The 12595-nt window shown below is 69.2% G+C and carries 10 protein-coding genes; 3 read left to right on the forward strand and 7 right to left on the reverse strand.

Annotated features, from left to right (window positions below; genetic code table 11):
- Positions 1–7: 7 nt before the first annotated feature.
- Complete coding sequence (locus tag HUA76_RS40555; protein WP_174456309.1) at positions 8–1054, forward strand: hypothetical protein; 1047 nt, start codon at positions 8–10, stop codon at positions 1052–1054.
- 124 nt (positions 1055–1178) lie between these two features.
- The gene (locus HUA76_RS40560) at positions 1179–2264 is read left to right on the forward strand and encodes a peptidylprolyl isomerase (RefSeq protein WP_371823591.1); all 1086 of its coding nucleotides are present in this window, start codon (positions 1179–1181) and stop codon (positions 2262–2264) included.
- A 16-nt stretch (positions 2265–2280) separates the two neighbouring features.
- Here the strand turns inward: HUA76_RS40560 and HUA76_RS40565 are convergent, their stop codons facing one another.
- The 7 genes from HUA76_RS40565 to HUA76_RS46625 all read right to left on the reverse strand — a co-directional run bounded on the left by HUA76_RS40565 (position 2281) and on the right by HUA76_RS46625 (position 11639).
- Positions 2281–2655, reverse strand: coding sequence for a hypothetical protein (locus HUA76_RS40565; RefSeq protein ID WP_371746166.1), 375 nt, complete (start codon positions 2653–2655; stop codon positions 2281–2283).
- Positions 2656–2735: 80 nt separating this feature from the next.
- Positions 2736–5897, reverse strand: coding sequence for an efflux RND transporter permease subunit (locus tag HUA76_RS40570; protein ID WP_174463920.1), 3162 nt, complete (start codon positions 5895–5897; stop codon positions 2736–2738).
- Positions 5898–5918: 21 nt separating this feature from the next.
- Complete coding sequence (locus HUA76_RS40575; protein ID WP_174463962.1) at positions 5919–7067, reverse strand: efflux RND transporter periplasmic adaptor subunit; 1149 nt, start codon at positions 7065–7067, stop codon at positions 5919–5921.
- Positions 7064–8431, reverse strand: coding sequence for a TolC family protein (locus HUA76_RS40580; protein ID WP_174463921.1), 1368 nt, complete (start codon positions 8429–8431; stop codon positions 7064–7066). The genes HUA76_RS40575 and HUA76_RS40580 overlap by 4 nt, the downstream gene beginning before the upstream one ends.
- A gap of 92 nt (positions 8432–8523) precedes the next feature.
- Positions 8524–9276 carry a hypothetical protein gene (locus tag HUA76_RS40585; RefSeq protein ID WP_174463922.1) on the reverse strand — a complete coding sequence of 251 codons (753 nt, stop codon included), beginning with the start codon at positions 9274–9276 and terminating at the stop codon, positions 8524–8526.
- 369 nt (positions 9277–9645) lie between these two features.
- Positions 9646–10452, reverse strand: a complete 807-nt coding sequence (locus tag HUA76_RS40590; protein ID WP_174463923.1) for a LytTR family DNA-binding domain-containing protein — start codon at positions 10450–10452, stop codon at positions 9646–9648.
- Positions 10449–11639: a histidine kinase gene (locus HUA76_RS46625; RefSeq protein ID WP_174463924.1), complete on the reverse strand. Its 1191-nt coding sequence runs from the start codon at positions 11637–11639 to the stop codon at positions 10449–10451. The genes HUA76_RS40590 and HUA76_RS46625 overlap by 4 nt, the downstream gene beginning before the upstream one ends.
- A 170-nt stretch (positions 11640–11809) precedes the next feature.
- On the opposite strand from HUA76_RS46625, the gene HUA76_RS40600 reads away from it, so the two are divergent.
- Positions 11810–12568 carry a 2OG-Fe(II) oxygenase gene (locus HUA76_RS40600; protein ID WP_141640345.1) on the forward strand — a complete coding sequence of 253 codons (759 nt, stop codon included), beginning with the start codon at positions 11810–11812 and terminating at the stop codon, positions 12566–12568.
- Positions 12569–12595: the final 27 nt, after the last annotated feature.

The following is a 12595-nucleotide window of genomic DNA, read 5'->3' on the forward strand; positions in this document are numbered from 1 at the left end:
GCCCCCCATGGGTTTCGACATCCGCAAGACGCTCAACACCGTCCGCACCAACGTCCAGAAGACCGTCCAGGACGTGCAGAAGACCGTCCAGGAGAACAAGGAGCTCATCAAGGGCGGGACCGCGGTCGCGACCCAGAGCGCGAAGGCCTTCGGCTTCGGCAAGGACGCCTTCCAGCAGATCAAGAACATCAAGAAGGGCGCCGAGGGCCTGCTGACGGGCAAGAACCTCGACTTCGTCAGCAACCCCACCTACGCCAAGGGCGAGTTCAAGGGCCTGACCAAGCTGGGCGCGAACATGAAGGCCTTCGCGCGCCACGCGGGCATCCCCGGCGCGCTCTTGTCGGGCGCCACGGCCGTCAAGGACATCCGCCAGGCCATCCGCACCGGTAGCAAGGACGACATCATCAGCGCCACGCGCTCGACGCTGGACGCGACCAAGGCCGGCCTCACCGCCGCGACGGGCGGCATCGTCGGCGGCAAGGTGATGGGCGGCGTGCTCGGCGGCACCGTCTTCAAGGACAAGCTGGAGGCCGGCAAGAAGGCCGTCGACGCCTTCAAGAGCAAGCTCCCCAACGCCAGCGACGACGTGCTCAAGGCCGTCAAGAACGTCGCCACCAAGGGCGTCTTCGAGGGCGCCACGGCGAGCGGCATCACCAAGGCCGCCAAGAACGTCGCCGCGGACGTGGCGAAGACGGGCGGCACGCTGGCCGAGGGCATCCTGGGCAGCGGCACGCGCCAGGCCGCCAAGGCCGCGCTGAAGGAGGTTGGCACGGAGGTCGGTGAGGCCGCCCTCAAGCAGGGCGCGAAGGCCGCTGGCACCACCGCCGCCAAGGCGCTGGGCCGGTTCGCTCCGGGCGTCAACGTGGCCATCGCGGCGGTCGACGTGGCCAACGCGGGCGCGACGCTGATGGACAAGAACGCGAGCACGGGCAAGAAGGTGACGTCCGTCATCACCGCCGTGGGCTCCATCGCCGCGGCCACCAACATCCCGATTGTCAGCCAGGTCGGCGCCGCGGTCTCCACGGTGTCCAGCATCGTGGGCGCCTTCTTCTAATCAGCGCCCCTCCCTTCGGGGTTTGTCAGAGCGGCTCGGCTGGACTATGCCCTGGTCCATGCCGAGCCGTCGCTTTTCCCCCCATTGGCGCGGACGCTGGCACGCCTATCTTCCGGGAGCATTCGTGAGCAGCAAGCAACGGACTCAAGGACCTGGTCGGGGAGTCGAGCGCCTCCTCAAGATGAGCCCGGTGGTGAGCACCGTCTCCGAGGAGGCCCTCACCCTTCCCAGCGTGGCGGCCCCCTCCCTGGAGGGAATCTCGGTGCTCGTCCCCACCCCGGACGACCTGACGCAAGAAGACCTCCTGCGCGCCTTCCACGAGAAGCGCCGCGCCCTGGCCACCACGCGCGAGCGTCAACCGGGCGAGTCGCTGGAGATGGGCGACGAGGTGCAGCTCAACATCGTGGGGTACTGCGATGGGCACCTCATCCCCTTCTCCGCGCGCTTCGGCATGAAGACGGAGCTGGCGCCCATCGAGGCGCTGCCCGGGTTCTGCGAGGCCGTGGAGGAGGGTGGGAAGGTGGGCGAGTCCATGCAGATCGCCCTGGAGCTGTCGGACACCTATCCAGTGGAGTCCCTGCGCGGCAAGCCCGCGCGCTTCCTCGTGGACGTCGGCGGCGCGCATCAGGTGACGATGCCGCCGGAGAGCAGCCCGGAGTTCCTCGAGCAGCTCGGGATGGGCGGCACCCTGGAAGAGGTGCTGCTCCACCTCCGTGACACGCTGGAGGACGAGGGCGCGGCGGAGCTCTGGGTGCGGGCCCGGGACATGGTGCTGGACGAGGTGGCCCGGCGTGCGCCGGTGGAGCTGCCCCGCGCGCTGGTGGACGAGGAGCTGCGCCGCCGCTGGGCCCAGGCCGAGGGACAGTCCCTGGTCGAGCACCAGTTCGACGTCGACGAGCAGCGGGAGGCGCTCCAGGGCTGGCTGACGGACCCCACCACGCGCGCGGACGCCGAGCGCCGGCTGCACATTGGCATCGTGCTGAAGGCCGTCACCGAGGCGGAGAAGCTTCAGCTCACGCCGGAGAAGCTGGAGCAGTTGATCCGCGACCACACGGCGCCCTTCGGGCTCACCGCGGAGGACACCCACGCCGCCCTGCGCGAGTCGCCGGAGACGACGAAGCGACTGACCGAGCTGGCCTGGTATCTGCTCGCGGTGGAGCACGTGATGAACAAAGCGAAGCTCACCTTCGAGGGCGCGGAGCAGGGCTGAGGCGCCTCGCGCGCCCTCAGCTCTCGCTGAACCAGAGGCCCACGCCGCCGAGCAGGCCCAGGCCCAGGAACAGCGCCGCGAGCCCCCACGTCTGGCCGCGCGACCACCGGAGCGACTCGCCATACCGGTGGCCGCACACCAGGATGAGAAGGGCCAGACCCAGGCAGATGGATGCGGGCCCCAGGGCCACCAGCATCTTGCGGGGCGTGCCGCTCACGTCGAGGACCGCCAGCAGCAGCAGCGGCCAGAAGCCGATGATGAGCAGGCCGACCACGAGCCCCAGTCCCCACCGCCCCTCGGGCGAGTCCAGCTCCATGAAGTCCAGGAACCGCGACCACCATGAGCGGTGCGGCTCCAGCGGCTCTCGACGTCGGGGGGCAGTGGGCTGCACGCGTGGGGACTCCTGGGAGTCGTGACGTTCTAGTGCAGCGCGACGCTGATTTGAAGAAGGCGCGGGCGATGCGTGAACGGTCAGCCCTGGCCCTCGGCCAACCTCGTCTCCCGCCGAGCCCCGTCACCGGGAGCCCCGACGGGACGCCGCGCCTCGCCGCGCAGCTTCTGCATCAGCACATAGAGGCCGGGGATGAAGGCGAAGTTCACCACCGTGGACACGAGCATGCCTCCGAACACGGCCGTCCCCAGCGAGTTGCGCGAGGCGGCGCCCGCGCCCTCGGCGGTCATCAGCGGCACCACGCCCAGCAGGAAGGCCAACGACGTCATCAGGATGGGGCGCAGGCGGACCTCCGCAGCCTCCACCACCGCGTCGACGGCGCTCTTGCCGCTCTCGCGCAGTTGCTCCGCGAACTCCACGATGAGGATGGCGTTCTTGCTCGCCAGGCCCACCAGCATGACGAGCCCCAACTGACAGAACACGTCGTTGGCGAACCCTCGCATCCACTGCAACCCCAGCGCCCCCAGGATGGCCAATGGCACGGAGAGGATGATGACCAGCGGAAGGGTGAAGCTCTCGTATTGCGCCGCGAGCACGAGGAACACGAACAGCAGCCCCAGTCCGAACATGACCAGCGTCTCCCCACCGCTCTGCCGCTGCTCCAGGCTGATGCCCGTCCACTCCGCGCTCATCCCCTGCGGAAGGACCTGCGCGGCCAGTGACTCCATCGCATCCATGGCCTGACCGGAGGACACCCCCGGCGCGGCCTGACCGCTCAGCTCCACCGCGCGGAAGAGGTTGTAGTGGCGGATGCCCTGCGCGGAGACCGTGGGCGCCACCTTCACCAGTGACTCCAGCGGAATCATGTCTCCGCTGTCGCTGCGCACGTAGAAGGCGCCAATGTCATTCGGGCTGTCGCGGAACTGTTGCTCGGCCTGGACATAGACGCGGTACGAGCGGTTCGCGTAGTTGAAGTCGTTGACGTACTGGCTGCCCATGTAGACCTGCATCGTGCTGAAAATCTGCTCGATGGGGACCCCCAGCGCCTTGGCCATCTGCCGGTCCACCTCCACGTCCAGCAGCGGTGTGTCCGCGTTGAAGCCTGTGAAGACGCCGCGCAACCGGCCCTCCTCGTTGCCCTTCGCCATCAACTCCTGGACCGTGGCGGCGAGCTGGTCCAGCGAGGAGGTGCCGGCGACGTCCTCGACCATGAACTGGAAGCCGCCGACGCTGCCCACGCCCCGGATGGCCGGAGGCTGGAAGGGCATCACCCGCGCGCCGTCGATGCGCCCGAACGGCCCGCGCAGCCGCTCCACCAGCGCGGCCACGGACTGGTCCTTCCCCGGCCGCTCGTCCCACGGCTTCAGCGGGACGAAGATGCTGGCCATGTTGGGGCCCGTGCCCTGAGAGGAGAAACCACCGTTGGCGAAGATGGCGCGCACCTCGGGCTGCGCCTTCAGCACCGCCTCCACCTGCTCCATCACCTTCTCCGTCTCGGCCAGCGACGTCCCCTCCGGCCCCTGCACGGAGACCAGGAGGTAGCCCTGGTCCTCGTCGGGAATGAAGCCCTTGGGCGTGGCTCGCACGAGCGCCAACGTGGCGCCGAGGCACAGGAAGAACGCCACCAGGATGATGACCGGGCGCTTCAGCAGCCTTCGCAGGTTCCGGCCATAGGCGACTCGAATCCCGTCGAGCACCGTGTCCACCTGCCGGAAGAGCCACCACTTCTCCCCTGTGTGGTGCACGAGCATCCGCGCGCTCAAGGCGGGGGTGAGCGTGCAGGCGCAGAAGGTGGAGAGCGCCACCGAGGCGGCGATGGTCAGCGCGAACTGGCGGTAGATGGCGCCCGTGGTGCCAGGAAAGAGCGCCACCGGGACGAACACCGCCACCAGCACGATGGAGATGGCGATGACCGCGCCCGACACCTCCTTCATGCCCTCGCGAGCGGCCTCCGCGGCCGACAGCTTCCGCTCCACCATGAGCCGCTCGATGTTCTCGATGACCACGATGGCGTCATCGACGACGAGGCCCGTGGCCAGGGTGAGGCCGAACAAGGTGAGGGTGTTGATGGAGAAGTCCATCAACCGCACGAAGGCGAAGGTGCCCACCAGCGAGACGGGGAGCGTGAGGGCGGTGATGAGCACGCTGCGCCAGCCATGCAGGAACAGGAAGATGACGAGGATGACGAGGACAATCGCCTCCACCAAGGTCCGGAGCACCTCATGGACGGTGGCGCGCACCGCGAGCGTGGTGTCCGTGCCCGTCCGGTACGTCATGCCCGGAGGGAACTGCGTGGACAACCGCTCCAGTTCCTTGAAGACGGCGTCACGCACGTCCAGGGCATTGGCGGTGGGCAACTGGAAGGTGACGATTCCCACCGCCTGCTTCCCGTCGAAGCGCAAGAGCGTGCTGTAGTTCTCCGCGCCCATCTCCACGCGGCCCACGTCCTTCACCCGGACGCTCTTGCCGTCATGCTGGCGCAGCAGGACGATGTCACCGAACTCCTCCGGCTCCACCAGTCGTCCTCGGGCCCGCACAGAGAGCTGGTAGGGCTGGTCCGCCGCGGACGGAGGCTGGCCCACCTGGCCCGCGGCCACCTGGAGGTTCTGCTCCTGCAACGCACGCGTCACGTCCTGCGGGGTGAGCTTGCGCCGCGCCAGCTCCGTGGGGTCCAACCACAGGCGCATGGAGAACTTGCGCTCGCCGAAGATGCGGACTTCACCGACGCCTCGCACGCGCTTGATGGCGTCCTTGAGATTCACGTCGGCGTAGTTGCTGAGGAACTTCACGTCGTAGCGGTCGTCCGGGCTGAAGAGCGCCACGGACAGCAGAATCTGGCTGGAGGCCTTGTTGACGACGATGCCCGTCTGGTTCACCTGCGAGGGCAGGCGCGAGGCCGCGCGGCTGACCCGGTTCTGCACGTCGACGGCGGCCACCTCGATGTCGCGCGTGGACTCGAAGGTGATGACGATCTGGCTGGAGCCGTCGTTGCTGCTGGTGGAGGTGATGTAGCGCATGCCCTCCACGCCGTTGAGCTCCTGCTCCAGCGGGATGGTGACGGCGCTCTCCACGACCTCGGCGCTGGCGCCGACATAGTTGGCCGTCACCGTCACCTGCGGGGGTGCCAGGTCCGGGTATTGAGCGATGGGCAGCGTCGGGATGGCGATGGCACCCACCAGCGTCAGCAGGATGGAGCAGACGATGGCGAAGACGGGCCTGCGGATGAAGAAGTCGATGAACATGGTGCGCTGGGTCCCCTGGGTTCAGCGACGGCTCTCGCGAAGGTCGTTCTTCACGGCCTCCGCGCGCGGTGCGGATGCGGTGGCCTTCACCGTCACGGGCATGCCGTCGCGCAGGGCCTGGATGGCCGAGACGGCCACGAGGTCTCCCGCCTTGAGGCCTCCTTCCACGACGTAGGTCCTGTCCCCCAGCGCACCGAGGGTGATGGGTCGGCGCGCCACCACCGTCCGGCCCTCCTGCTCCTGAACCACCAGCGCGAAGGGCTGGCCGCTCTGGCGCACCACCGCGAGCGCCGGAATCTGCAGGGCGTCACGGTGGGAGTAGACGATGCGCGTGCGCACCAACTCGCTGGGGCGCAGGCCGACGGTGTTGCGGAAGGCGGCCTTCACCTCCACCAGTTGGGTGCGCGGGTCGGCCTGGGGCGCGATGAAGAAGACGGAGCTGGTGAGCACCACCCTGCCCTGGGCGTCGAGGACCTCCAGCACCGTGTCCAGCTTCATCGAGCGCGCGCGGGATGACGGCACGGAGACGCTCACTTCGAGGACGTCCGCCTGCGCCACGCTGGTCAACTCCGTGGAGGCGCTGACGAAGTCTCCCACGCGCACCAGCACGTCACCCACGGTGCCGGCGAAGGGGGCACGCACCACGTTGAGCTGGAGCTGCACCTGACGCTGCGTCACCTGCGCGACGGAGGAGCGCGCGGCGGCCTCGGCGGCCTGCACCTGGGCCCGGGCGCCCTCCAGCTCCTGCACACTCGCGAGGCCCTCCCCATGGAGCGCCTCCGTACGGGCCAGCGTGCGGCGCGACAGCTCCAGGTTCACCTGTGACGCGCTGAGCTGGGCCTGGGCGCTGTCGAGCGCCGCCGACTCCTCTCTCGCGTCCACCTCCACCAGTGGCGCGCCTTCCGCGACCTGCTGTCCGGGGCGCACGGGGATGCGGCGCACAGAGCCCGCCACCTGCGGCAGCACCGTCACGCTTCGCCGCGACAGCAGTGAGCCCAGGTACTCGCTGGTGTCCCGCACCTCCTGGGGCGCCAGCACCACCACCGCCACCTCGCGAGGCGGAGGCGCCGCCGGAGCCGCCTTCTGACCCGAGCAGCCCGCCACCGCCGACAGCACCACCACACGCCACACCGACTTCTTCAGCGCCTTGAGGGGACGCACCCACTTCACCAGTCGCACCGGGCCTCCGTCAGGAATGCGGCCAGGCGTGCCTGGACTCGCTCGAATTCACGCAGCACCAGGTTCAGCTCCGCCTGGCGGAGGGCCGCTCCGCTCTGCACCAGCTCGAGGCTGCTGCCACGGCCCACTTCAAAAGAACGGCGGGTGAGCGTGTCGGTCCGCTCCGCGAGCGCTCTCGACTCGACAGCCGTCTTCACCAGCGCCTCGGCGACCTCCACACCGCGCCGTGCCTGGGCCACTTCCAGGGCCACGTCGCGGTGCGCGCCCTCCAGCGCCGCGGCGGACTGCTCCTCTATGCCCGTGCGCTCACGCACCAGGCCCTCGCGTCCGCCTCCCTCCCAGAGGGGCACCGACAGCACGGCGGCGACATTCCAGGTAGCGAACCGACCGAAGCCCGGGTCCGTGGTGAGACCGAAGAGGGTGCTGGAGACGCCCAGCGTGGGCAGGTAGCCCGTGGAGGCCTGACGCCGGCTGTCGCGCGCGGACTCCACCTGTGCCCGCGCCGCCAACACATCCGCGCGCGCGTCCAGGCGCTCCAGTGGGGCGCAGTCCTGGCGTGTCTGCTCCACCAACCCCTGGAGGTTGAAGGTCGGGTCGACCCCCACCGCGTGGCCGAAGCCCAGTGAGAGCCCCAGCGACTCGCGAGCCTGTCGCAGCTGCTCGTCACCGGCGATGAGCACGCTCCTCGCCACCGCCACGTCCTGACTCACGCGCACCACGTCCAAGGGAGTGCCCGCGCCCAGTTCGAAGATGCGCTGGGTGAGGGCCTCGCTCTCCAGGGCCCGCCGCAGGCCCACTCGGTTGATTTCGGCGGCGCGCTCGGCGGCGACGGTGGCCACCAGCGCCTGGGCCAGGCCCAGCGTGAGGCGACGCCGGACGTCCTGGAGGCTCGCCACCGCGCCCGCCTCCGAGGCCCGGGCCGACGACAGCCCTCGCCACGCGCTCAGGTCCACCAGCGACTGCGTCAGCGTCGCGGAGACGGTCCCCAGTGGCACCGTGGGCGTGCGCCCGCTCACGCCAGCCCCCGTCCCCTGTCCCGGGTTCACCGCGGGAGTGTCGGGGTTGAGCACGTCCAGGGCCACGCTGGCCTGGACGCGTGCATTGGGCAGCAGCACCGACAGCGCCTGGCGCCACCGGCCACTCGCACGCCGCACCCCTGCCTCCACGCCGCGCAGGTCCGTGGACCGCTCACGCACCAGGGCCAGCGCTTCGTCCCAGGTCTTCACCTGCTGCGCGGCGGGTGGAACAGGGGCGAGCATCGCGTCCTCCACCCTGGATGGCGCGGCGACAGGAGGGAGCTCGGACTGAACGGACGTGGCGATGAGCGCGAGAAGGAGGACGGAAGAAGTGGCCATACGCCAGACATGGATGAGGGAGGTGGAGTGCCCAGACCGGGCACTCCCGAGGGTGCGCTGAGCACCCTCGGGAGCACGGGCATGGGGAACAGCTAGCTGCGCGGGGGCGACAGCTTGAAGACGGAGGCTTCGATGGGCGCGTCATAGCGAGCGCCCTGGATGACCTTCTCGCCCTGCTGGCCGTCGCCCTCCCACTTCACGCGGTGGCTCACCATGATGCCGTCCACGCCGCGGAAGTCGGAGAAGGTGATGGCCTTGTTGTACGCCTTGCCCGCATGGATTCCGGCGTAGGTGCGGCGCACTTCCAGGAAGGACTTCTGGTCGATGAAGCGAACCTGGGTGGTGGTGCCACGGGTGAGGACCAGCTTGAACGTGGGAGTGCCGTTCACGTCGTCCGCGCCGTCCATCGCCAGCGAGACGCCCTGGGCCTTCGGGTCCAGCAGCGCGTCATCGAAGTGCGCGCCCTCGGCCAGCGCCGTGTTCTTCTCCTTGTCCAGCCGCTGTGGCGCGGCAGAGCCCTCCACCGTCCAGCCCTGATTGCCGTCGAACATCTTGGTGAAGGATGTGCCGTTCTTGTCCGTGTCGTGGCGCATGAGGTTGGGGCGGGCACGCCGCACGTTCGTGGTCGTGACGGTGCTGCCCTCCGTGGCGACGACGGTGAACTGGTAGGTCTTCGCGGCCTTGAGGCGCGCCTTGCCGCCCATGGCCTGGAGGTGCTTGTCGACGACGGACTGGAGCGACAGCTTGCCCTGGGCGCATTCGGCACCTTCGCCAGCGCTTGCGAGGGCAGGAGCGAACGTCAGACCAAGGGCGAGCAACGAGGAAACAAAGGACCTGCGCGGCATGGGGTGCCTCCGTGGGTGACTGGGTGACGGAAGGCACAGTGCCCGTGCGAGCGCCGCGTGGCCGGAGTGTTCAGCCGGTGGGGACGGACATGCGGCGAACCGGCACCACCGTGCGGCGAACGGGCCACGTGCGGGGCGCAACGACGCCCCGGTGAGTCACGACACTTGATGGAGTTGCGGTGAACGGGCCACGTGTCGGGCGACTACGCACCGACGAGTCGCGACTCATGACGGCAGGCGGCGAACGGGCAACGCGGCTCTCGCGCAGGGCGACGACGCATCGACGAGTCGCGACACATGACGGCGGGCGGCGAACGAGCCATGCGGCTCTCGCGAAGGTCGAGGGGGCCATACCGCGAGCAGCGTGGCTCAGCGCAGGTGTTGGAACTTCTCGCGGTGACTGCGAGCGACGCGCAACTCCGTGCCGCCGGTGAGCACCACAACCAGGTCCCTGCGCCCCTCGCTGCGCAGCTCACGGATGCGACTCGAGTTGACGATGGCCGAGCGGTGGATGCGCATGAAGCGCTCCGGGTCCAGGCGAGCCTCCAGGCCCTGCATCGTCTCGCGATGGAGGTAGGCCTTCCCGCCCGCGTGAATCTGCACGTAGTAGTCGGCGGCCTCGATGTATTCGATTTCGTCCACGTCGAGGAACACCACGCGTCCCGAGTCGCGGATGGCGAGTCGGCGCACCCACCGCTCGGGGGGTGCGGGCGTGGGCGCCGGGACGGGAGTGCCCTCACGCTCGCCGTAGGTGGAGAGCACGGACATCAGCCGCTGACTGAGGTCGGACATCCGCGTCAGGCGAATCTGGGCCTTGGCGCGGCCAATGGCGTCGTGGAAGCGGTCGTCGCGGAAGGGCTTGAGGAGGTAGTCGAGCGCGTGGATGTCGAACGCGCGCAGGGCATAACGGTCATACGCGGTGACGAAGATGACCGCGGGAACCTCGCCAGGCCCCAGGTGGGAGAGCACCTCGAAGCCATTGAGCTCCGGCATCTGCACATCGAGCAGGACCAGGTCCGGCCGCTGCTCGCGGATGAGACGCACGGCCTCCGGGCCGTTACCGGCCTCGCCCACCACGCTGACGTCGGGGTCCGTTGCCAGCAACAGGCGCAGGCCCTCGCGAGCCAGGGGCTCGTCATCCACGACGAGCGTGCGAATGGCGGCGGCCGCGTTCATGACGCGAGCGCCTCTGACGAAGCGGCCTGGAAGGGCAGCTCCAGACGGGCGCGCACGCCGCCTCCGGAGCGGTTCTCCAGCGTGAAGACCTGTCCTTCGCCGTAGAGCTGGTGCAGGCGAGCGCGCACATTGGCGACCCCGATGCATCCGTCATGCTGGTCCCAGCCAGGAGCCAGCCCGGGGCCGTCATCAAGCACCTCCAGCACCAGCCGCGAACCCTCGCGCGAGGCACGCAGCTCCACGCGTCCCGCGCCGGAGCGGGTGGCGAGTCCATGCTTGATGGCGTTCTCCACCAGTGGCTGGAGGATGAGGCTGGGCACGAGCGCACTGAGCGTGGCGGGGTCGATGGCGCGCACCACCTGGAGCCGGTCCTGGAAGCGCGTCTGCTCGATGTCGAGATAACGCTCCAGGAAGTCGACGTCCTCGTGGAAGGGAACGAGCTGGCGGCCCGTGCTGTTGAGCGCCATGCGCAGCAGCTCGCTGACGCCGGTGAGCATGCGGATGGAGCCCGTGGTGTCCTGCTTGCGCACGAGGACGGAGATGGCGTTGAGCGTGTTGAAGAGAAAGTGCGGATGGAGCTGGGCGCGCAACGCGTCGAGCTGCGCATGGACCAGTCGCGTCTCGAGCTGGGACTGGGCCAGTTCGCCCTCGCGGTAGCGGCGGTGGTACTCGACGGCGGAGCCGATGGCGACGATGCCTCCATAAATGAGCAGGCTCGTGACGACGTACTTGGCCATCAGCAGTGGCAGCAGCTGGCCCAGTGTGCCGTCGCTGATCAACCTCTCTCCCACGGCCCGGGAGAGGAAGTAGATGAGCGTCGCGTAGGGAACCATGACCGCGGCGAGGGAAGTCAGATGGACCGCGAGACTCCGGTGCCAGACGCCGCGCTCCAGGCGAAACCGCCGTCCGAGCGCGAGGATGAGCGGAGTGACGAACGCCCAGTACTGCCAGGGCGGCACCTGCATCACCAGCGCCCGGGTAAATGGGTACGTGGGGTCCTTGGCCTGAGCGTAGAACCACGTGTGGCTGGCGGTGATGATGCCCGGCACGGCGAAGATGAGCATCAACCACGGCAGGCTGCGAACCAACTCGCGCAGCGCGGGCAGCGCGGACGCGGAGGGAGCCGGCCGGCGTGTCGCGGCGGAGGACAACAGGACGGGACTCGCGACGGGAGAGGTGGATTCCACGGCCAGTGGATTCTACGCTCGAACCGGGACCACGTCCGAGCGGGAGCAGCCAACGGGCTCCGGCGTGCAGCGAACGGGCGCGCTCGCATCCTTGCCTGGAGAGCGGGAATCCTGGTCGCCTGGCAGGTGGCGCGTCGGCGCTCAAGGCCTGTGGTAGTGGAGGAGCATCCGTGAGCGTCGCGACCCTCGATGAAGGCCCCCTGCGGGGGCCCAGCTTCTTTCTCAGCCGGACAGCCCTCCGAGCGCTCGCGCTGGCCCATCGTGACCGCTACGGCGGTGCTCGACCCCATCCCCACGTCGTCATCGATGGCTTCCTCGGAGAGCCGCTGGCGACCGGACTGGCCGACGTCTTCCCGGGAGCGACCGAGGCCACATGGAAGCGTCGGGACCACCCGGAACAGGCGGCTCGCCTGGGACAGCTTCAGCGCAAGGCGTTCGAGGACGTGCCCGGAGCGCTCCGGCACCTGCTCTCGGAGTTCTCCAGCATGTCGTTCATCGACTTCCTGGAGACCCTCACCGGCGTGCAGGGGCTCATCGCGGACCCACACTTCCGGGGCGCCGGGCTGCACCTCACGTTGCGCGGGGGCCACCTCGCGCTGCATGCCGACTTCAACCGCGACCGCTTCCGCGCGCTCTCACGGCGACTCACCGTCCTCTACTACTTGAACCCCGGCTGGGAGTCCGCGTGGGGCGGCGACCTCGAGTTGTGGAGTGCCGACCTCTCCCGATGCGAGACGCGCATCGCGCCGCTCCTGGACCGCCTGGTCGTGATGGCCCATGGCGACACGCACTGGCATGGCCACCCCGCCCCACTGGAGTGTCCCGAGGGCCGGGGGCGCGCCGCGGTCGCCGCCTACTTCTACACCGCGCAGGAATCCCCCGACGCACCAGAGGCCCACAGCGCCATCTGGGCACCGCCTCGTCCCTAGCTCGCCAAGACATCCTCCGCATGCACG

The sequence above is a fragment of the Myxococcus sp. CA056 genome, assembly GCF_013336715.1.
GTDB lineage: Bacteria > Myxococcota > Myxococcia > Myxococcales > Myxococcaceae > Myxococcus > Myxococcus llanfairpwllgwyngyllgogerychwyrndrobwllllantysiliogogogochensis.